We start from the raw sequence: 19760 nt of genomic DNA, 5'->3' as shown, positions 1-19760 counted from the left end.
CCGGCGTCTCCTTCACGGCGTCTGCGCCAGCCAGGCCGCCGCGCCCGCGAGCGCCGCCCGGCCGGCCGGCAGCGGCAGGCCCAGGAAGCCGTGGAAGACCCCTGGGTGGAGCCTGACCTCGCAGTCCACCCCCGCCTCCCCCAGCCGGCGCCCGTACGCCATCCCCTCGTCCCGCAGCAGGTCGCAGTCGGCGAGGAGGATCAGCGTGCGGGGCAGTGCGGCCAGCGCCTCCCGGCCGGCCCTCAGCGGCGAGACGTGCGGGTGCGCGGGATCGCCGCCGTACTGGTCCCAGTACCAGGCCATGTGCGCGGCGGTGTGGAAGTGGTCCCGGCCGTACGTGGTCACCGACCCGGAGCCCATCGAGGCGTCCAGCGGCGGGTACGCCAGCAGTTGCCCGGCGGCCAGTCCGGGTGCGCGCAGCGCGGTGACGGCGGCCAGGTTGCCGCCGCTGGAGTCCCCCGCGACCACCACCCGCCCCGGATCGCAGCCCAGCGCCTCCGCTTCGGCCCGCGCCCACAGCAGTACGCGCAGGGCGTCGTCGCAGGCGGCGGGCCAGGGGTGTTCGGGGGCCAGCCGGTAGTCGGCGGAGACGACCACCGCCCCTGAGGCGGCGGCCAGCTTCCGGCACAGGGCGTCGTGCGTGTCCAGCCCGCACATCACCCAGCCGCCGCCGTGGAAGTACACGGCGAGCGGCCGGCCGGCGGCTCCCGGCGCGGGGTCGTAGATCCGCACCGGGACCCCGCCCGCGTCGGCGTCGCGCACCGAGGCGACCTCGGGTCCGGGCGGGCCGGGCACGGCCGCCGCCCGCAGGGCCGTCACGTCCCCGGGTCCGGGGAAGACCGCCGCCATCGCGTCGCACAGCCCCCGCGCGGCGGGGGAGAGCCGCCCGCTCATCCGGCCGTCATCCCGCCGTCGACCGCGAACTCGGTCCCCGTCACGTACGAGGAGGCGTCCGAGCACAGGAACAGCACCAGCTCCCCGACCTCCCGGGGCCGCCCCATCCGGCCCAGCGGCACGTGCGACCAGTCCCGTCCGGCGACCGCCTCGGCCACCATCGGGGTGTCGATGGCCCCCGGGTGCACGGAGTTGACCCGGATCCCGTCCCCGGCCAGGTCCAGCGCGGCGGACCGGGTCAGCCCGCGCAGGGCGAACTTGGTGGACCCGTAGGCCGCGTGGCCGGGTATGCCGACCAGGCCCGCCGTGGAGGAGATGTTGACGACCGAGCCGCCGCCGGCCGCCCGCAGCACGGGCGCGACGGCCTGGATGCCGAGGAAGGGCCCCAGCAGGTTGACCCGGAGCAGTTCCTCGAAGCCCTGCGCGCTCTGCTCCTCCACGTGCGCGGTGCGCCACAGGGCGGCGTTGTTGACGAGTGCCGAGACGGTCCCGAAGGCGGCCACCGCCTCCCGCACCACCTCGGCCCAGCTGCCCGCGTCGGCCACGTCGTGCCGTACGTAGAGCGCGCGGTCCCCCAGTGCGGCGGCGACCGCCCGGCCCTCCTCCTCGCGGACGTCGGTGACGACGACCCGCGCCCCGGCCTCCGCGCACAGCCGGGCCTCCTCGGCGCCCTGGCCGCGTCCGGCGCCGGTGATCACGACGACCTTCCCGTCGAGTGAGATCACGGCTCAGCCCTCCAGTTCCAGGGCGCGGAAGTGCGGGATGACCTTCTCGCCCCACTGCCGGATGGTCTCCATGCAGGCCTCCTGCGGGACGGTGCCCATCTGGATCAGGCACATGACCTCGTCGACGCCGATCTCGCGCAGCTGCTCGACGTAGGCGATGGCCGTCTCGGCGCTGCCGTAGGCGTGGTCGGCGTTGTAGGTGCCGGTGTCGACCGGGCGGGCGGGGATGTTCGCCTCGTGCAGCCGGGCGACGAGCTCCTCGCGGCCCCGGTCGAGGGCGCCCACGTGGTCCTCGTCCTCGGCGTAGCCCGTCGGGGCGGGCGCGTTGCCGTACCAGTGGGCGATGGACTCGGCGAAGAAGCGCTGCCCGCGCGTGCCCAGGCGCAGCGCGCGCTCGGCGTCGTCGAGGACGATCGTGGGGCAGAGGGCGGAGAGGTGGTCGTTGACCCGGTCCGAGACGAGGCGCTCGCCGGTGCGGGCGGCGATGGCCTCGTCGTAGACCTTGCGCATGGCGCGGACGTCGTCGGCGCCGGCGAAGCCCATCACCAGGGCTCCGATGCCCAGTTCGGCGGCGAGCTTGAGGGTGTCGTGCTTGGAGCAGGCCATGAACAGGGGCGGGTGCGGGTCTTGCACCGGGCGGGGCAGGACCGCGCCGGGGCCGATGTCGAGCGACCCGTGCCATGCGAACTCCGGCTCCCGCCAGGCGGCGGAGAAGATCCGCAGCGCCTCCTCCATCTGCGGGTAGGTGTCCTCGGGGTTCACCCCGTACATGGACATCTCCTGGCGGGTGGCCCCTCGCCCGGCACCGATGTCGACGCGGCCGCCGGAGAGCACGTCGAGCATGGCGGCCCGCTCGGCGACGCGCACCGGGTGCTGGTAGGCGAAGGGCATGGTGACCACGCCGTGGCCGATACGGATCTTCCGCGTCCGGGCGGCGACCCAGGTCAGGAAGATCTCGGAAGCGCTCATGTGGGCGTACTGGGTCAGGGAGTGGTGTTCCACGGCCCAGATCCGGTCGAAGCCCATCTCCTCGGCGAACACGGCCTGTTCGACGCAGTCGTGGATGACCTGGCGTTCGCGTTCGGGGGTGGGGTCGACGAGCTGCGCCTCGAAGATCATCGAGAACTTCACGGTGCGGTCCCTCCATCCAGCTGTGGGGGCAGGTTTTTGCAGATATTTCGATTAGGAATACTTCTAGCAGTCATATCCTGTCAGGGGAAGGGCATCGCGGGGACCGGCCATAGACTGCGCTGCGTGGCAGACGAGACGAACACGCGCACGCTCCCGGCGACCAGCTGGGCGGTGCTCGGCCTGCTCTCCTTCGGTGAGGAGCTGTCGGGCTACGACCTGAAGAAGTGGTCGGACTGGTCGCTGCGCTTCTTCTACTGGAGCCCGTCCTTCAGCCAGATCTACAGCGAGCTCAAGCGGCTGGAGAAGGCCGGCTACGCCTCCTCGCGGATGGTCGCCCAGGACACCGGCACCCGCGACAAGCGCGTGTACCGGATCACCGACGAGGGCATGGCCGCCGTACGGGAATGGGCGCGCGAGGCACCGGTCGACCCCCCGGTCCTCAAGCACGGGCCGATGCTGCGGCTGTGGCTGGGCCACCTGCTGGAGCCGGAGCAGATGCGCGAAATCCTGCTCCAGCACCAGGAGTTCGCGGAACGGATGCGCCGCCGCGCGGTGGCGGACGTGGAGGGGGCCCAGGACGAGGCCGCATGGGCCTACCCCACCCTCACCCTCAAGTGGGCGGAGCGGTACTACGCCTCCGAGCGCGACCTGGCCGTCGCCATGCTCGCGGACATCGAGGCGCTCGCCCCGGCCCCGGAGTCCGGCACCCGCCCGTAGGCGCGCCGGAAGTAGAGCAGCGCCCCGGTCACCGCCGAGGAGCTGACCGCCTGGGCCCCGTACCGTACCTGGGCTCGGCGGTGCTGACCTGCAGGCGCTGCTCGCGTCCGGGGACCGGGAGGCCTGCGCACGGCACCTGCCGGGGCTGGCGGACGGGTCGGCGGTGGGGGCGCTGGCCTGGGCGGAGGGCCCGGACGACGGTTCCGCGACCGGTTCCGCGACCGGGGACGGACCCGGGGCCGGGCCCGCGGCGGGGCGTGGCGGGTGGGAGGACGGGGACCTCGTCACCCGGGCCGAGCCCGCCGGATCCGGCTGGCTGCTCACCGGCACCAAGCGGTACGTCCTGGCCGGCCCCCGGGCGACCCCTGCTGGTCCTCGCCCGGGTCCGCGACCTGGCCTGCTCCGAGGCGTACGCGTACGTCGCGGGCGAGATGATCCAGCTGCACGGCGGGATCTGCATCACCTGGGAGCACGAGGCGCACACCTTCTTCAAGCGCGCCCACGGCTCGGCGCAGCTCTTCGGTCCGCCCGCCGCCCACCGGGAGCGGCTGGCCGCACATCTGGGGTACGCCCCGGCCCGCTGACGTACCCTCGGGCCCATGACGGGCAGCGCCATGGACCTCCACGCGGTGCGAGCAGCCGCTCCGGCACTCGTGAACCTCTACAAGAGCGCCGGGGTGTCGCTGCGCGAGCACGGACTGGACGGTGGCCGGGCCGCCGTCTACCTGGTGCTGGACTACTCCGGATCGATGCGCCCCTACTACGCGGACGGCACCGTGCAGGCCCTCGCCGACCGGGTGCTGGGCCTGTCCGCGCACCTCGACGCCGACGGCCGGATCCCGGTCGTCTTCTTCTCCACCGAGGTGCACGCGGTGGAGGAGGTCCGCCTCGGCGGGCACGAGGGCCGGGTCACCGCCATAGCCGCCGGCCTCGGCCACATGGGGAAGACGGCGTACGACGCGGCCATGGACGCGGTCATCGACCACTACCTGGACGCGGGAACGCGCGAACCGGCGCTGGTCGTCTTCCAGACCGACGGCGGCCCGCTCAGCAAGCCCGCCGCGGAGCGGTACCTGTGCAAGGCGTCCCGGCTGCCGCTGTTCTGGCAGTTCGTCGGCTTCGGGAACACCCGGAGCAGCCAGTTCGACTTCCTGCGCCGACTGGACGAACTGCCCGTCCCGGCCCTGCGGGCGGTGGACAACGCCGGCTACTTCCACGCGGGCCCCGACCCGCGGACCGTGCCGGACGCCGTGCTCTACGACCGGCTCCTCGGGGAGTTCCCGGCCTGGCTGCGGGCGGCGCGCGCGGCGGGGATCGTGCGCGCCTGAGCGGCGGGCGACGGGGGCCGCGCTTTCATGGGGCCATGAAGACGAACAACTGGGCAGCGTTCGAGCAGGCGGAACCCGAGTTCGCGGCGGCCGTGCGGGCCCGCTTCGCGCAGTACCCGCACCATGTCCTGGGCACCCTGCGCAAGGACGGCTCGCCCCGCCTGAGCGGGCTGAACGTCGACTTCCGCGGCGGGGAGCTGTGGCTGGGCATGATGCCGGGCTCGCTGAAGGCCCTCGACCTCCAGCGCGATCCGCGGTTCGCCCTGCACACCAACCCCGGCGGCGGCGAGGACATGCCCGACGGGGACGTGCGGATCTCCGGGCGGGCGGTGGAGCTCGTGGACCCGCCGGAGCTGCACCGCTACGCGGAGGAGACCGAGTCCCCGCACCCCTTCCACCTCTTCCACGCCGAGCTGAGGGAGGTCGTGCGGGTCTCGGTGGAGGGCGAGGAGCTGGTGGTGCGGACGTGGACCCCGGCGCACGGGCTGCACACCCTGCGCCGGGGCAACGACGACGAACCCGCCCGGGAGGACCCCGTCAGCTGAACGGCAGGCCCGGGAGCGGGCCGCGGACCGGACCGCCGGCCGGCAGGCCGCCGACCGGTCCGAGGGCGGCCGGGTCCACGTCCACCCAGTTCCGGTCGATGTTGATCGTCACCCCGCCGTACGAGGCGTCGTGGTCCCCGCGGAACTGGTGGGCCCGGCGCGGCCCGGCCCACTGCGCGGTGTGCTCGGGCAGGCCCATGTCGGCGTCGGTGACGGAGGCCGCCAGGTTCCAGCGGGCCACCCACAGCACGTCCGGCATGGCCTGCGGGGCCTGCTGGTAGTGGGCACTGAGCGCCCTGGCCCCGGAGCTCGCGGAGACGTACGCCGCCGCGCGGTAGCCCAGCTCGTGCAGGCGGACCGTCCAGGCGGTGAGGTAGGCGACGACGGGGGCGTCCCAGGTGGCCCGGTCGGTGTAGTTCTCCAGGTCGTTGTAGAGCACCGTGCCCGCGTCCAGGCCGAGCGAGCGGGCCGCGTCGGCGGCGCCGTCGGCCGCCTCCCGGCCCTGGTCGTTGGCCCGGGAGGGGTCGGTGGACAGGCCGGTGCTGGAGCTGTTCCAGGGCTGCGGTCCCACCCAGATCGGCATCAGGTGCCAGCCGGCCGCGGCCTGCTTGCGGACCCAGCCCGCCGTCAGCTGCGGCTGGGCGCAGGCGCGGGCCCGGCCGCCGATGTAGATGCCGACCGCGCCGAAGGGGGAGTCGGCGTGCCAGGCGTCCATCGCCCGCTGGGTCGGGGCGGTGCAGGCGTCGAAGCCGGTGCCGGTGAAGGCCTGCTGGGTGGCGCGGGGTGCCGCCGCCGGGCCCGCGGCGGTGACCACCGGCGCGGTGGCGGGGGCCGGTGCGCCCTCCGGAGCGGCGGCCCGGGCCAGCATGCCCCGTACGGCGGCCGGGTCCTCCCCGTAGGAGAGGGTGGCCATCACCCCGGTCCCGCGCAGGGCGTAGCGCAGCTCGCCGCTGTCGGCGTCGGCGGGCGGCAGCGCGGTGCCGGCGTCGACGGGGAAGGTGGGGATGTCGGCGCGGGGCGGGGCGCCGTCGATGGGCTCCAGGTGCAGGGTGTCGGCGCGGTGGGCGACGGCCCGGCCGGAGGCGCATTCGGCCTGGGTGCCGGCGTGCCCGAGGTAGAGCGCGGGGCGGTCCAGGCGCAGGCAGGCGTCGGGGTGGCGGTCGAGGTCGACGACCTGCCAGCCGGCGGGGAGGGTGAGGTGCAGCCCCTGGTAGTCGACGGTCCGCCCGCCGTCGGCGCCCGCGGCGGCGACGGCGGGCGACAGGGGGGCGACGGGCAGCAGCAAGGCGGCGCCGAGCAGGCACCGCAGCAGCGTTCGGGAGGGCATGGCGCCCACAGTTACCAGACCCCGGCCCCGTCAACCGCGGTCCTCCGAGGCGCAGATCCTCCGTACGGCCTACCGCGCCCGGCCGCCGTCCCGCCCCGCGCGCGTCCCCGGCCGGGCCGCACCGACCGACCCCCACGCGGCCGGTGCGGCCCCACCCCCCTCGGGCCGGGGGCGGCGTCCGGGCGTCTCCCCCGGTCCCCGGACTCCCCCCCCCACGAGCCGGGGGGCCACCCCAACGAGTGGTCCCCCGGCCCCCGCCGCGCCGGGCGCGGCGCCCCCGGACCCGGCCCCCGGCCCTCGCCCCCGCCTCACCCACACGGGTGAGGCCGGGGCGGCGCCCCGCCGCCGCCCGGGCTCACTCCGGCGGGCAGTAGCCCGTCGAGGTCGGCGGCACGAACACGGCGTACAGGACCAGGTCCCCCGAGACCTCCACCTCGGTCCCCGTGTACCCGAAGTTCGTTTCCTCGAAGTTCAGGTGCCCCGGCAGGGCCGTCTCCTTCACCGGCTTCCCGAGGTGCAGGACGGTGATCCTCCCCCTGCAGTCCCGTACGTCCGGGGGCCGGCTCCCCTCGACGAAGCCGTTGTCCGGGCCGACCGTGAACTCCCGGTCCTCGACCGGCTCGTACCGGTACGAGAGGCTGTAGAGCCGCCCGGTCACCGGGTCCCTGTTCACCTCCCTCGTCATCACCACCCGGAACTGGGCCACGGACACCTTCTGCGCCCCGCACGGCCGGTGCAGGGAGTCCGGGCGGAAGTGCACGCCGTCGGACTCGGCGGCCAGGCCGTGCTTCTGCCCGTAGGACTCGCCTTCGAGGCCCCTGAGATAGGCGGCCCGGGCGGCCTCGTCCATGTCGTCGGTGCTCGTGCAGGTGGGCGTCGGGGTGGGCGTCGGCGACGGACTTTCGGACGGGGTCGGGGTCGGCGTCGGGGTCGGCGTCGGCGTCGGGGACGGGCTCGGGGTCGGCGTCGCGGCCCGGCTCGTCGTCCCGGCCCGCGTGCCCCCCGACGGGCCGGGCCGCGCGTCCGCCGAGCGGCCGGAGCAGCCGGCGGCGGCGGTGAGCAGGCAGGCGGCCAGGACAGGGGCGGCGAACCCTCGTAATCGGCGCATCGGGCATCCTCCCGGACATGTGAGGACGGGTCGCTCCCGAGCGTGACAGGGCGGGCCCGCGCGCACATCCGTAGGACCACCTACGTAAGTGCGTATCCGCGCGTGCGCCGGCTCGCTACGCTTCTTCTCCTCGCCAGTCGCAGGGGGGCTCATCATGACCAGGACCGGGCCGGTGGGCCGGGAGGCCGAACTGCGGCTCCTCGACGAGGTCCTCGCCGGGCGGGGCACGGACGGCCCCCGCGTGGTGGACCTGACCGGCGCGGCGGGCATCGGCAAGAGCCGGCTGCTGACGGAGCTGTGCTTACGGGCCCGGTCGCGCGGCATGGGCGTGCTGCGCGGCCGGGCCACCGAGTACGAACGGCACACCCCCTACGGGCTGTTCACCGACGCCTTCGCCGACCTGGACCCGGAGCTGCTGCACCCCGGCACCGGCCCCGCGGCCGCCCTCGCCGCCGCCGCGGCGCCCGTGCTCCGGGGCATAGGGGACGGGGGCGGCGGGGGCGGGCACTCCGGCGGCCGGGACCCCGGCGGCTGGGACACCGGGGACGGTCCCGTCGGCGGCGGGGGCCCCGGCCGCGGGCATCCCGCGCCCCGGGAACCCGACGGCGGCCCCACCGGCGGAGCCCGCTCCCGGCCCGCCGCCTCCCCGGACGCCGACCCGGCCGCCGCCGCGCATGCCGCCGCGCACGCCGACCGGTACACCGACCGCTTCGCCGTGCACCGGGCCACCGCCCGCCTGCTCGCCGCCCTCAGCCGTACCGGATCGGGGCTGCTCGTCGCCCTGGACGACCTCCACTGGGCGGATCCCGCCTCCCTGGAACTCCTCGACCACCTCGTCCGGCACCCCCCGCACGCCCCCGTCCTCACCGCCGTCGCCCGGCGCGACCGCCAGACCTCGGCCTCGCTCGCCGCCGCCCTGACCCGCGGGGTGGACACCGGCGCGGTGCTCCGGCTCGGCCTGGGCCCGCTGCCCGAGCGGGACTGCGTCGAGCGGCTCGCCCCCGGGCTCCGGGCGGACCGGGCCACCCGGCTCTACGCGGCCAGCGGGGGCAACCCGCTGTACTTCCTGACCCTGCTCCAGGTCCAGGACCCCGGCGCCGGGGCACGTTCCCCGCTCGGCGGACTCGGCTCGCTGCTGCTGGACGAACTGACCCCGCTGACCCCGGCCCAGCGCCGCACCGTCGAGGCTGTGGCCGTGCTCGGCGACCACGCCACCCCCGCGCTGCTGGCGGAACTCGCCCCGGGCCCCGCCGGGGAACTCGACGCCACCCTGCGGGCGCTGGCCCTGCGCGACCTGGTGCGGCCCGGCCCCGCCGGGAGCTGGACCCTGCGCCACCCGGTGCTGCGCACGGTCGTCCACGAGAACGCCGACCACCGGCGCCGCATCCGCATGCACCGCACCGCCGCCGAGGCGCTGGCCCGCGCCGGGGCCCCGGCGCCCGTCCGGGCCCACCACGTCGAGCACGCGCTCACCGACTGGGACCCGGCCGGTGCCGCCGTACTGCTGGAGGCGGCCGCGCTCGCCGCCGCCACCGCCCCCGCGAGCTCCGCGCACTGGCTCGCGGCCGTCCTGCGGGTGCTGCCGGACGGGCCCCGGTACGCCGGGCAGCGCCTCGCCCTGATGCTGGACCGGGCCCGGGCCCTGAGCGTCTGCGGCGAACTGCGCGCGGGGCGCGACCTGCTGGCCGAAATGATCGAGGCGGTACCGCCGGACGACGAGAGCGGGCTGCGCCCGGCCGCGGTCACCCTGTGCGCCTCGCTGGAGCGCCACCTCGGCCGGTACGCGCGGGCCGAGGCGCTGCTGCGCCGGGAGCTGTCGCGCAGCCCCGCCCCGCCGCCTTCCGACCTGCTGGCCCTCGGCATCGAACTCGGTTCCTCCGCCCCGCACTCCACCCCGTACCCCGCGGTCCGCGCCGACGTCCTGCGCACCCGCGGGCTGGCCCGCCGGCTGGGCGACGCGGCCGCCGAAGCGGACACCCTGGCCCTGATGGCGCTGGGCGAGGCCTACGAGGGCGGGCTCGACGCCGCCGCGCGGTACGCCGACCGGGCCGACGCCCTGCTGGAGACCCTCGCCGACCGGGACCTGGCCCTGCGGGGGGAGTCCCGGGCCCGGCTCAGCGCCGCCTCGTTCTACCTGGAGCGCTACGGGGAGGCCCAGCGGCACGCCGACCGGGGACTGGCGCTCGCCCGCCGGGCCGGCCCCCCGCACATCCTGTCGCACCTGCTGCAGTGCAAGGCCAACGTGCTGATGAGCACCTGCCGGCTGCACCCGGCGCTGGAGCTCGTCGAGGAGGCCGAGACCATCGCGCGCGGGATCGGCAACCCGGACCTGCTGGCCCTCGCACTCACCAACAAGGCCCAGGTGCTGCTCGCCTCCCTGCCGCCGGGGGACCCGGAGTCGCTCGCCGTCGCCGAGGAGGCGGCGGCCGTCGCGGGCCCGCGCACCAGCTGGTGGGCCTCTCTGGCCTGGTGCGTGCTCGGGTACGCGGCCCTGTTCGCCGGGAAGCCCGAGCGGGCCCGCACGGCCGTGCTCCGGGCGGCCCGCCCCGACCTGTCGGGGCTCCAGCCGTCGATGCGCCCGCTGTTCCTGGAGGCCCTGGTGACGGCCACCGTCGCGGGCGGCGACCTCGACTCGGCCGACGGCTGGGCCGCCCTGGCCACCGCGGACGCACAGCGGCTCGGGCTGCCCACGCAGCGGGCCTCGGCGCTGCGCAGCACCGCGCAGGTCCTGGCGGCCCGGGGCAGGACCGCCGAAGCGGCCGAGGCGTACGCGGGCGCGGCGCGGGAGGCGGCCCGCTCCGGGGCCACCCTGTGGGAGGCCCAGTCCCTGCTGCTCGGCGCCTCCGTGGCGGCGGACGGCCCGGCGGAGGCGATGTGGCACCGGGGCCGCGGCCTGGCGGAGTCGGGCGGCGCCCACCTCCTGACGGGCCTGGCGGACCTGATCCGCCCGTCAGCGCCCGCCGCTCCCCCGCCCGCGCCCACGCCCCCGCTGCCCGGTCTCACCCCCCGGGAACGGGAGATCGCCGCCCTGGTCGCCGAGGGCCTCACGACGGCGGCCATCGCGGCCCGCCTCCACCTGAGCCCCCGTACGGTGGACACCCACCTCTCCCACATCTACCGCAAGACCGGCGTCACGACCCGCGCCGCCCTGGCGGCCCTCACGGCCCGCGCGTCCCCGCCCCGTTGAGTTCGTGCCCGGCGCCCCGCCCCCGTCACCGGAAGCACCGGGAACCACCCGGCGCCGGTACGGGCCGGGCCCTCGCGGCCCGTACGGCCTACCGCGCGGCGGCGGCCCGCACCATGTGCACGTCCACCGGGTCCTGGGCCTCGACGGTGAATCCGTACCGCTCGTACAGCCCCCTCGCGGCGCTCCCCAGCAGCACGGTCAGCCGCACTTCGGCCCCCTCGGCGTCGGCCCGCGCCAGCACACCCTCCAGTATCCGGGTCCCGATCCCCCGCCCCTGGTGCGCCGCGTCCAGGTAGAAGTGCTCCAGCACCAGTCCGCCCCGCGCCGGCCGCACGGTGAGACTCCCCACCGGCTCCCCGCCGGCCTCGATGACCCGGGAGTGCTCACCGCCGAACGAATCCCGGATCAACTGCCGGGCCCGATGGTGGTCGTAGCGCCCGAGCCGCTCCAGGTCGTCCCGCATCACGGCCGCCTTCAACTCGGCGACCCACTCGACGTCCCCGTCCCTCACGGCCCGCACCCGTAAATCCATCCCACCAGTATCACCAGCCACTCCCGGGGGCGTTGTCAGTGGTGCCGCCTACCGTGGACACAGGCATCGGTGATCACTGTCTCCGGGGGGAAAGCCATGAACCACACACGCATCACCCGCACGGCCATGACGCTCACAGCGGCGGCCGCGGCACTGGTACTGACCACAGGGGTGGTCCAGGCATCCGCGGCGGAGGGGGAAGTGATCTCCTACCCGGGCCCCGACGGCCTGATCTGGGTGCCGGAGATCACCGGTTCCAGCGGCTTCGTCTCGGGCGGCCTCGCCTCCTACCTGGACACCTTCACCACCTTCGCCTGCGAGGGCGGCGGCAGCATCGAGGTGTCGTTCCGCCTCGACAACCACCCGGACCGCAACCCGGCCCCCTTCACCCTGGACTGCCCGACGGGCACCCCGGCGACCATCACCGTCCCCCTCGGCACCGGCCTGTCCGGCGGCTTCGGCGCCGCGGTGACGGCCTCCACCCCGACCACCCGCTGGGGCGCCGTGGTGGTCCAGCCCGAATAACCACCCCCTGGCCGGCGCCCGCCCCTCCCCACGGGCTCCTGGACCGCACCGAACGTATCGCCATTCGCGAATAGCGGCCAGGTTTGCAGGATGGGTTCACTCCTTGGCGTCGCATACCGTGGGGGTCAACGGAGCACGCAGAACGTCCGGGAGGCAGCGTGAGCGGCAGTGAGTGGACCAGCGTGTCAATGCCGTACCTGACCCCACGCGCGTCCGGCGCCACCGATGCATGGACCGAAGAGTCCCGGGCCGCAGGCCGGCGGGGAAGCCAGCGCATCGTCCACGCCGGGGAGGTCCCGGCGCCACCTGCCGTCGCGGCCCTCCTCGGCATCGGGTACGGGGACACCGTCGTCGTACGCCGCCGAATCATCGAACTCGACGGCGAACCGACCGAACTGACGGACACCTACTACCCCGCGGCCATCGCGTCGGGCACCCCCCTGTCCGCCACGGGAAAGATCCGCGGCGGCGCCGTGACCCTGCTCGCTGCCCTCGGGCACACCGGCGTACGGGTCGTCGAGAACGTGACGGCCAGGATGCCGGGCGACGAGGAACGTGATCACCTGCGCCTCGGACCTGGCCAACCGGTACTCCAGCTCTCCCGCACCACCTACGACGCGGAGGACCGGCCGATCCAGGCAGACGTGATGGTCATGCCCGCCAACCGCCAGCAGCTGCGCTACGAGATCAGGATCGGATGACCGTGCCCAACTCCGAGACCGAGGGGCTCGATCCGCGACCGCTCCACGCCCGCATCGCCGCCGACCTCCGCGACGAGATCATGAGCGGCAGTCTCGCACCGGGGGCGAAGCTGCCCTCGACCACGCAACTGAAGGCCCGCTTCGACGCGTCCAACGCCACGATCCAGAAGGCCGTTCAACTCCTGAAGGACGAAGGTCTGGCAGTCGGCCGTGCCGGAGCCGCGGTCACCGTACGGGAGAACCGGCAGCGAACCGTCCGGCCCGCGAGATCCCTCGCAGGGACGGAGGACGGAGGGGCGTACCCCTGGCTCGCCGAAGTCGCAGAGCAAGGGGCGGCCGCACGCAGCACGCTGCTCGCGGTCGAAACCGTGGTGGTCGCCGGCGATGTCGCGGAAGCGCTGGGGTGCCCGGAGGGCAGTCCGGCGGTATGCCGCCGACAGCTGATCAGCATCAACGATGAACCTGCGGAGCTGGTGAGCTCCTACTACCCGCCGGACATCGCCGACGGCACACCGCTGGCCGAACCGCGCAGGATCAGAGGGGGCACCCCGACGCTCCTCGCCGGACTGGGATTCCCTCCCCGCCGAAGCGTCGACCGGGTCTCCGCCAGGGTCGCGACGCAGAAGCAGTACACGTCGCTGCGGCTGCCGGGTGATCTTCCGGTCCTGCGCACCCTCCGCACGGTGTACGGGGACGGAGGCCGCCCCGTGGAGGTCACCGTCATGGTGAAGGCCGGACACCTCTACGAGCTCCGGTACGAGTTCACCCCCGAGTAGCTCGCCCCCGAACGCCACCGCGCCCGCCATCCCTGGTCGGGGACATGGCGGGCGCGGTGTCAGAATTCCGCACGTCGTTGTACGGACCGTATGAGGGGTCCCGCCCCGGACGGGGCGGGGGCAACGGTGGTTACACCGTCAGGGAGCGGTCCGTCGGCTTGACCGGGTACGGGAGGGCGCTGCTGCCGGTCAGGAAGCGGTCCACGCCGCGGGCGGCCGAGCGGCCCTCCGCGATGGCCCAGACGATCAGCGACTGGCCGCGGCCCGCGTCACCGGCGACGAAGACGCCGTCGACGTTGGTCGCGTAGGCGGCGTCGCGGTCGATGTTGCCGCGCGCGTCCAGCTCCAGCCCGAACTGCTGGACCAGGCCGTTCGCCTGGTCGGTGCCCGTGAAGCCCATCGCCAGGGTGACCAGCTGCGCGGGGAGGACGCGCTCGGTGCCCGGCTTCTGGACGAGCTTGCCGTCCTCGAAGGCGACCTCGACCAGGTGGAGCGACTGGACGTTGCCGTCCTCGTCGCCCTCGAAGTGGGTGGTGGAGACGGAGTAGACCCGCTCGCCGCCCTCCTCGTGCGCCGAGGTGACCTTGTAGAGCATGGGGAACGTCGGCCAGGGCTGGTTGGAGTTCCGGTCCTCGCCCGGCTTCGGCATGATCTCCAGCTGGGTGACCGAGGCCGCGCCCTGGCGGTGGGCGGTGCCGACGCAGTCCGCGCCGGTGTCGCCGCCGCCGATGACGACCACGTGCTTGCCCTCGGCGGTGATCGGCGGGGCCAGGAAGTCGCCCTCCTGGACCTTGTTCGCGAGGGGGAGGTACTCCATCGCGAGGTGGATGCCGTTCAGCTCCCGGCCGGGGACCGGCAGGTCGCGGGAGACGGTGGCGCCCGCCGCGATGACCACCGCGTCGAACCGCTTGCGCAGGTCGGTGGCGGTGATGTCACGGCCGACCTCGATGCCCGTGCGGAACTTGGTGCCCTCCGCGCGCATCTGCTCGATGCGGCGGTTGATGTGCACCTTCTCCATCTTGAACTCGGGGATGCCGTAGCGCAGCAGCCCGCCGATGCGGTCGGCGCGCTCGTACACCACCACGGTGTGGCCGGCCCGGGTCAGCTGCTGGGCGGCGGCCAGACCGGCGGGACCGGAGCCGATGACGGCGGCGGTCTTGCCGGACAGGCGCTCGGGCGCCTGCGGGGTGACGTCGCCGTTGTCCCAGGCCTTGTCGATGATCGAGACTTCGACGTTCTTGATGGTGACGGCCGGCTGGTTGATGCCGAGCACGCACGCCGACTCACAGGGGGCCGGGCACAGGCGGCCCGTGAACTCCGGGAAGTTGTTCGTCGCGTGCAGCCGCTCCGACGCCGCCGCCCAGTCCTCGCGGTACGCGTAGTCGTTCCACTCGGGGATCAGGTTCCCGAGCGGGCAGCCGTTGTGGCAGAACGGGATGCCGCAGTCCATGCAGCGCCCGGCCTGCTTGCTGATGATCGGGAGCAGCGAGCCCGGGACGTAGACCTCGTTCCAGTCCTTCAGCCGGTCGGCGACGGGACGGGAACAGGCGGTCTCGCGGGGGGTGGTGAGGAAGCCCTTCGGGTCAGCCATGGGTCGCCGCCTCCATCATCTTCTCCGTGGTCTCGGACTCCGAGAGTCCGGCCAGCTCGGCGGCGTCCTTGGCGGCGAGCACTGCCTTGTACGTGGTGGGGATGATCTTGCTGAAGCGGTCCACCGCGGCGTCCCAGTCAGCCAGGAGCTTCGCGGCCACGGTCGAGCCGGTCTCCTCCTCGTGGCGGCGCACCACATCGTGCAGCCACTGCTTGTCGGCGTCGGAGAGGTCGGTCTCGACCGCCTCCGTGTTGCCGACGTTGACGTTGTTCCGGTCGAGATCGATGACGTACGCGACGCCGCCCGACATGCCCGCCGCGAAGTTGCGGCCGGTCTCGCCCAGGACGACCGCCCGGCCACCGGTCATGTACTCGCAGCCGTGGTCGCCCACGCCCTCCGAGACGACCAGGGCGCCGGAGTTGCGGACGCAGAAGCGCTCGCCGGTGCGGCCGCGCAGGAACATCTCGCCGCCGGTGGCTCCGTAGCCGATGGTGTTGCCGGCGATGGTGGAGTACTCGGCGAGGTGGTCGGCGCCGCGGTCCGGGCGGACCACGATCCGGCCGCCGGAGAGGCCCTTGCCGACGTAGTCGTTGGCGTCGCCCTCCAGGCGGAGGGTGACGCCCTTCGGCAGGAAGGCGCCGAAGGACTGGCCGGCGCTGCCGGTGAAGGTGAGGTCGATGGTGTTGTCGGGCAGGCCCGCACCACCGAACTTCTTCGTGACCTCGTGGCCGAGCATGGTGCCGACGGTCCGGTTGATGTTGCGGATCGCGACCTGGGCGCGGACCGGCTGGGCCGCCTCCGCCGTCCCGGCGTTCAGCGCGTCGGCCGCGAGCTTGATCAGCTCGTTGTCCAGGGCCTTCTCCAGACCGTGGTCCTGCTCGATCAGGGCGTGGCGGACCGCGCCCTCGGGCAGCTCCGGCACGTAGAAGAGGGGTGCGAGGTCGAGCCCCTGCGCCTTCCAGTGCGTGACGGCCTTGCTGGTGTCGAGGAGCTCGGCGTGACCGACGGCCTCCTCGATCGTGCGGAAGCCCAGCTCGGCGAGGATCTCGCGCACCTCCTCCGCGATGAACTCGAAGAAGTTGACGACGAACTCGGGCTTGCCGGAGAAGCGGTCGCGCAGGACCGGGTTCTGGGTGGCGATGCCGACCGGGCAGGTGTCCAGGTGGCAGACGCGCATCATGACGCAGCCGGAGACGACGAGCGGCGCGGTCGCGAAACCGAACTCCTCGGCGCCGAGCAGCGCGGCGATGACCACGTCGCGGCCGGTCTTGAGCTGGCCGTCCGTCTGGACCACGATGCGGTCGCGCAGCCCGTTGAGCAGCAGGGTCTGCTGGGTCTCGGCGAGGCCGAGCTCCCAGGGGCCGCCCGCGTGCTTGAGCGAGGTGAGCGGGGAGGCGCCCGTTCCGCCGTCGTGGCCGGAGATGAGGACGACGTCCGCGTGGGCCTTGGAGACACCGGCGGCCACGGTCCCGACGCCGACCTCGGACACGAGCTTCACGTGGATGCGCGCGGCCGGGTTGGCGTTCTTGAGGTCGTGGATCAGCTGGGCCAGGTCCTCGATGGAGTAGATGTCGTGGTGCGGCGGCGGGGAGATGAGCCCCACGCCCGGCGTCGAGTGACGCGTCTTGGCGACCCACGGGTAGACCTTGTGGCCGGGCAGCTGGCCGCCCTCACCGGGCTTGGCGCCCTGCGCCATCTTGATCTGGATGTCGTCCGCGTTGACCAGGTACTCGGAGGTGACGCCGAAGCGGCCGGAGGCGACCTGCTTGATCGACGAACGCCGCGCCGGGTCGTACAGGCGGTCCGGGTCCTCGCCGCCCTCACCGGTGTTGGACTTGGCGCCCAGCTGGTTCATGGCGATGGCGAGGGTCTCGTGCGCCTCCTTGGAGATGGAGCCGTACGACATGGCGCCGGTGGAGAAGCGCTTGACGATCTCGGAGACCGGCTCGACCTCGTCGATGGAGATCGAGGGGCGGTCCGAGGCGAAGCCGAACAGGCCGCGGAGCGTCATCAGGCGCTCGGACTGCTCGTTCACCCGGTCGGTGTACTGCCGGAAGATGTCGTACCGGCGGTTGCGGGTGGCGTGCTGGAGGCGGAAGACCGTCTCCGGGTCGAAGAGGTGCGGCTCGCCCTCGCGGCGCCACTGGTACTCGCCGCCGATCTCCAGCGCGCGGTGCGTGGCCGCGATGCCTGAGGCCGGGTACGCCTTGGCGTGGCGGGCGGCCACCTCCTTGGCGACGACGTCCAGGCCGGCGCCGCCGATCTTGGTGGCGGTGCCGCTGAAGTAGGTGCCGACGAACTCCTCGTCGAGGCCGACGGCCTCGAACACCTGGGCGCCGCGGTAGGAGGCGACCGTGGAGATGCCCATCTTGGACATGACCTTCAGGACGCCCTTGCCGAGGGCGTAGATCAGGTTCTTGATGGCCCGCTCCGGCTCCAGGCCGGACAGGAAGGTGCCCGCGCGCAGCAGGTCCTCGACGGACTCCATCGCCAGGTACGGGTTGACCGCGGCCGCGCCGTAGCCGATGAGCAGCGCGACGTGGTGGACCTCGCGGACGTCACCGGCCTCGACCAGCAGACCCACCTGGGTGCGCTGCTTGGTGGCGATGAGGTGGTGGTGCACCGCGGAGGTGAGCAGCAGCGACGGGATCGGCGCGTGCTCGGCGTCCGAGTGGCGGTCCGACAGGACGATCAGGCGGGCGCCGGCCTCGATGGCCGCGTCGGCCTCGGCGCGGATCTCCTCGATCCGCGCGGCGAGCGCCTGGCCGCCGCCTGAGACCCGGTACAGGCCCGAGAGGGTGGCCGCCTTCATGCCCGGCATGTCGCCGTCGGCGTTGACGTGTATGAGCTTGGCCAGCTCGTCGTTGTCGATCACCGGGAAGGGCAGGGTGACGCTGCGGCAGGACGCGGCGGTCGGCTCCAGCAGGTTGCCCTGGGGACCCAGCGAGGACAGCAGCGAGGTGACGAGCTCCTCGCGGATGGCGTCCAGCGGCGGGTTGGTGACCTGCGCGAAGAGCTGGGTGAAGTAGTCGAAGAGCAGCCGGGGGCGCTCGGACAGGGCCGCGATCGGGGAGTCCGTGCCCATGGAGCCGAGCGGCTCACCGCCCGTGCGGGCCATGGGCGCGAGGATGACGCGCAGCTCTTCCTCGGTGTAGCCGAAGGTCTGCTGGCGGCGGGTGACCGAGGCGTGGGTGTGGACGATGTGCTCGCGCTCGGGCAGGTCCGTCAGCTCGATCTCGCCGGTCTCCAGCCATTCGGCGTAGGGGGCGGCGGCGGCCAGCTCGTTCTTGATCTCGTCGTCCTCGATGATCCGCTTCTGGGCGGTGTCGACGAGGAACATCCTGCCGGGCTGCAGGCGGCCCTTGCGGACGACCTTGGCCGGGTCGATGTCGAGGACGCCGACCTCGGAGCCGAGGACGACGAGGCCGTCGTCGGTGACCCAGTAGCGGCCGGGGCGCAGACCGTTGCGGTCGAGGACCGCGCCGACCTGGGTGCCGTCGGTGAAGGTGACGCAGGCCGGGCCGTCCCAGGGCTCCATCATCGTGGAGTGGTACTGGTAGAACGCGCGGCGGGCCGGGTCCATGGAGGTGTGGTTCTCCCACGCCTCCGGGATCATCATCAGCACGCTGTGCGGCAGCGACCGGCCGCCGAGGTGGAGCAGCTCCAGGACCTCGTCGAAGGAGGCCGAGTCGGAGGCGTCCGGGGTGCAGATCGGGAAGATGCGGTCCAGGGCGCCGTCACCGAAGGCGCCGGAGGCCAGCTGGGACTCGCGGGCCTTCATCCAGTTCCGGTTGCCCTTGACCGTGTTGATCTCGCCGTTGTGCGCGACGAAGCGGTACGGGTGGGCGAGCGGCCAGGACGGGAAGGTGTTCGTCGAGAACCGGGAGTGGACCAGGGCGAGCGTCGACGCGAAGCGGCGGTCGGAGAGGTCCGGGAAGAAGGGCTCCAGCTGGCCGGTGGTCAGCATGCCCTTGTAGACGATGGTCCGGGCGGAGAGCGACGGGAAGTAGACCCCGGCCTCGCGCTCGGCGCGCTTGCGCAGCACGAAGGCCTTGCGGTCCAGCTCGATGCCGGTGCTGCCGTTGCTCACGAACAGTTGCGAGAAAGCCGGCATGGTCGCGCGGGCGCCGTTGCCGAGCAGGTCGGGGGTGACCGGGACCTCGCGCCAGCCGAGGACCGTGAGGTTCTCCTCGGCGGCGATGGCCTCGATCCGCTCCACGGCGACGGCCTGTGCGGTGCCGTCGGCGGGGAGGAAGGCGATGCCGACGGCGTAGGCGCCGGCCTCGGGGAGCTGGAAGCCGGCGACCTCGCGCAGGAAGGCGTCCGGCACCTGGGAGAGGATTCCGGCGCCGTCGCCCGAATCCGGCTCGGATCCGGTGGCGCCCCGGTGCTCGAGGTTCCGCAGTACGGTCAGCGCCTGCTCGACGAGGGTGTGGGTCGCCTCGCCGGTGAGGTTCGCCACGAATCCGACGCCACAGGCGTCTTTCTCGTTGCGCGGGTCGTACATGCCCTGCTGGGCGGGGCGACCGTCCATGGGCGACCAGGCGGTGGTGCTGGGGCCGGTCGCGGAGTGCGTGGATGCGGAACGCATCGGCTCTCCCGTCGTCGTCGTGGCATATGTGCATAGCCGAGGGACGACGTTGGCCCTCTGCGAAATTTCGTGCAGGTTACAT

Annotated in this window: 16 protein-coding genes; 8 read left to right on the top strand and 8 right to left on the bottom strand. The window is 73.7% G+C overall.

Annotated features, from left to right (window positions below; genetic code table 11):
• Positions 1–12 precede the first annotated feature (12 nt).
• The 3 genes from ACZ5D2_RS28700 to ACZ5D2_RS28690 are packed head-to-tail and all read right to left on the bottom strand — an operon-like array spanning position 13 to position 2750.
• Entirely contained in the window at positions 13–894 is an 882-nt protein-coding gene (locus ACZ5D2_RS28700) for an alpha/beta hydrolase (RefSeq protein WP_371678992.1), read from the bottom strand.
• Positions 891–1619, bottom strand: a complete 729-nt coding sequence (locus tag ACZ5D2_RS28695; RefSeq protein WP_371678991.1) for an SDR family NAD(P)-dependent oxidoreductase — start codon at positions 1617–1619, stop codon at positions 891–893. Before ACZ5D2_RS28695 ends, ACZ5D2_RS28700 begins: the two co-directional genes overlap by 4 nt.
• 3 nt (positions 1620–1622) lie before the next feature.
• The gene (locus tag ACZ5D2_RS28690) at positions 1623–2750 is read right to left on the bottom strand and encodes an LLM class flavin-dependent oxidoreductase (RefSeq protein WP_371678990.1); all 1128 of its coding nucleotides are present in this window, start codon (positions 2748–2750) and stop codon (positions 1623–1625) included.
• A gap of 123 nt (positions 2751–2873) precedes the next feature.
• Here ACZ5D2_RS28690 and ACZ5D2_RS28685 point away from each other — a divergent pair, with 123 nt between their 5' ends.
• From ACZ5D2_RS28685 to ACZ5D2_RS28670, 4 genes are all read left to right on the top strand, one after another.
• A complete protein-coding gene (locus tag ACZ5D2_RS28685; RefSeq protein ID WP_468933214.1) occupies positions 2874–3467 on the top strand; it encodes a PadR family transcriptional regulator in 594 nt (197 codons plus the stop codon).
• 431 nt (positions 3468–3898) lie between these two features.
• Positions 3899–4051, top strand: coding sequence for a hypothetical protein (locus tag ACZ5D2_RS28680; protein ID WP_371678988.1), 153 nt, complete (start codon positions 3899–3901; stop codon positions 4049–4051).
• 15 nt (positions 4052–4066) lie between these two features.
• Positions 4067–4795: a VWA domain-containing protein gene (locus tag ACZ5D2_RS28675; protein ID WP_371678987.1), complete on the top strand. Its 729-nt coding sequence runs from the start codon at positions 4067–4069 to the stop codon at positions 4793–4795.
• Positions 4796–4830: 35 nt separating this feature from the next.
• Positions 4831–5340, top strand: a complete 510-nt coding sequence (locus ACZ5D2_RS28670; protein ID WP_371678986.1) for a pyridoxamine 5'-phosphate oxidase family protein — start codon at positions 4831–4833, stop codon at positions 5338–5340.
• On the opposite strand, the gene ACZ5D2_RS28665 is transcribed toward ACZ5D2_RS28670, so the two are convergent.
• Both ACZ5D2_RS28665 and ACZ5D2_RS28660 read right to left on the bottom strand, forming a co-directional pair.
• Complete coding sequence (locus ACZ5D2_RS28665; RefSeq protein ID WP_371678985.1) at positions 5333–6667, bottom strand: DUF1906 domain-containing protein; 1335 nt, start codon at positions 6665–6667, stop codon at positions 5333–5335. The genes ACZ5D2_RS28670 and ACZ5D2_RS28665 overlap by 8 nt on opposite strands.
• Before the next feature lie 355 nt (positions 6668–7022).
• Positions 7023–7775, bottom strand: a complete 753-nt coding sequence (locus ACZ5D2_RS28660) for a hypothetical protein (protein WP_468933209.1) — start codon at positions 7773–7775, stop codon at positions 7023–7025.
• Positions 7776–7929: 154 nt separating this feature from the next.
• On the opposite strand from ACZ5D2_RS28660, the gene ACZ5D2_RS28655 reads away from it, so the two are divergent.
• On the top strand, positions 7930–10962 hold the full coding sequence (locus tag ACZ5D2_RS28655; RefSeq protein ID WP_468933206.1) for an AAA family ATPase: 3033 nt from the start codon (positions 7930–7932) through the stop codon (positions 10960–10962).
• Positions 10963–11050: 88 nt separating this feature from the next.
• On the opposite strand, the gene ACZ5D2_RS28650 is transcribed toward ACZ5D2_RS28655, so the two are convergent.
• On the bottom strand, positions 11051–11494 hold the full coding sequence (locus ACZ5D2_RS28650) for a GNAT family N-acetyltransferase (protein ID WP_371678982.1): 444 nt from the start codon (positions 11492–11494) through the stop codon (positions 11051–11053).
• A 96-nt stretch (positions 11495–11590) separates the two neighbouring features.
• Between ACZ5D2_RS28650 and ACZ5D2_RS28645 the strand changes: the two genes are divergently transcribed.
• From ACZ5D2_RS28645 to ACZ5D2_RS28635, 3 genes are all read left to right on the top strand, one after another.
• Entirely contained in the window at positions 11591–12019 is a 429-nt protein-coding gene (locus ACZ5D2_RS28645) for a hypothetical protein (protein WP_468933202.1), read from the top strand.
• Positions 12020–12177: 158 nt separating this feature from the next.
• A complete protein-coding gene (locus ACZ5D2_RS28640; protein ID WP_468933199.1) occupies positions 12178–12720 on the top strand; it encodes a GntR family transcriptional regulator in 543 nt (180 codons plus the stop codon).
• Positions 12717–13496 carry a GntR family transcriptional regulator gene (locus tag ACZ5D2_RS28635; RefSeq protein WP_371678979.1) on the top strand — a complete coding sequence of 260 codons (780 nt, stop codon included), beginning with the start codon at positions 12717–12719 and terminating at the stop codon, positions 13494–13496. Before ACZ5D2_RS28640 ends, ACZ5D2_RS28635 begins: the two co-directional genes overlap by 4 nt.
• 130 nt (positions 13497–13626) lie before the next feature.
• On the opposite strand, the gene ACZ5D2_RS28630 is transcribed toward ACZ5D2_RS28635, so the two are convergent.
• Together ACZ5D2_RS28630 and gltB are read right to left on the bottom strand one after the other, a co-directional pair.
• On the bottom strand, positions 13627–15087 hold the full coding sequence (locus ACZ5D2_RS28630) for a glutamate synthase subunit beta (protein ID WP_468933196.1): 1461 nt from the start codon (positions 15085–15087) through the stop codon (positions 13627–13629).
• On the bottom strand, positions 15080–19621 hold the full coding sequence (gltB, locus tag ACZ5D2_RS28625) for a glutamate synthase large subunit (protein WP_371681304.1): 4542 nt from the start codon (positions 19619–19621) through the stop codon (positions 15080–15082). The genes ACZ5D2_RS28630 and gltB overlap by 8 nt, the downstream gene beginning before the upstream one ends.
• Positions 19622–19760: the final 139 nt, after the last annotated feature.

The organism is Streptomyces sp. NPDC031479, assembly GCF_055581065.1.
The sequence above is the reverse complement of the archived record's forward strand: the minus strand, read 5'-3'. Positions and strand labels throughout refer to the sequence as shown.

What these genes read in the sequence shown, in the direction of transcription:
- ACZ5D2_RS28700 (WP_371678992.1), bottom strand. Translation starts at nt 894, where the DNA reads ATGAGCGGGCGGCTCTCCCCCGCCGCGCGGGGGCTGTGCGACGCGATG.
- ACZ5D2_RS28680 (WP_371678988.1), top strand. Translation starts at nt 3,899, where the DNA reads ATGATCCAGCTGCACGGCGGGATCTGCATCACCTGGGAGCACGAGGCG.
- ACZ5D2_RS28675 (WP_371678987.1), top strand. Translation starts at nt 4,067, where the DNA reads ATGACGGGCAGCGCCATGGACCTCCACGCGGTGCGAGCAGCCGCTCCG.
- ACZ5D2_RS28670 (WP_371678986.1), top strand. Translation starts at nt 4,831, where the DNA reads ATGAAGACGAACAACTGGGCAGCGTTCGAGCAGGCGGAACCCGAGTTC.
- ACZ5D2_RS28665 (WP_371678985.1), bottom strand. Translation starts at nt 6,667, where the DNA reads ATGCCCTCCCGAACGCTGCTGCGGTGCCTGCTCGGCGCCGCCTTGCTG.
- ACZ5D2_RS28660 (WP_468933209.1), bottom strand. Translation starts at nt 7,775, where the DNA reads ATGCGCCGATTACGAGGGTTCGCCGCCCCTGTCCTGGCCGCCTGCCTG.
- ACZ5D2_RS28655 (WP_468933206.1), top strand. Translation starts at nt 7,930, where the DNA reads ATGACCAGGACCGGGCCGGTGGGCCGGGAGGCCGAACTGCGGCTCCTC.
- ACZ5D2_RS28650 (WP_371678982.1), bottom strand. Translation starts at nt 11,494, where the DNA reads ATGGATTTACGGGTGCGGGCCGTGAGGGACGGGGACGTCGAGTGGGTC.
- ACZ5D2_RS28645 (WP_468933202.1), top strand. Translation starts at nt 11,591, where the DNA reads ATGAACCACACACGCATCACCCGCACGGCCATGACGCTCACAGCGGCG.
- ACZ5D2_RS28635 (WP_371678979.1), top strand. Translation starts at nt 12,717, where the DNA reads ATGACCGTGCCCAACTCCGAGACCGAGGGGCTCGATCCGCGACCGCTC.
- ACZ5D2_RS28630 (WP_468933196.1), bottom strand. Translation starts at nt 15,087, where the DNA reads ATGGCTGACCCGAAGGGCTTCCTCACCACCCCCCGCGAGACCGCCTGT.
- gltB (WP_371681304.1), bottom strand. Translation starts at nt 19,621, where the DNA reads ATGGACGGTCGCCCCGCCCAGCAGGGCATGTACGACCCGCGCAACGAG.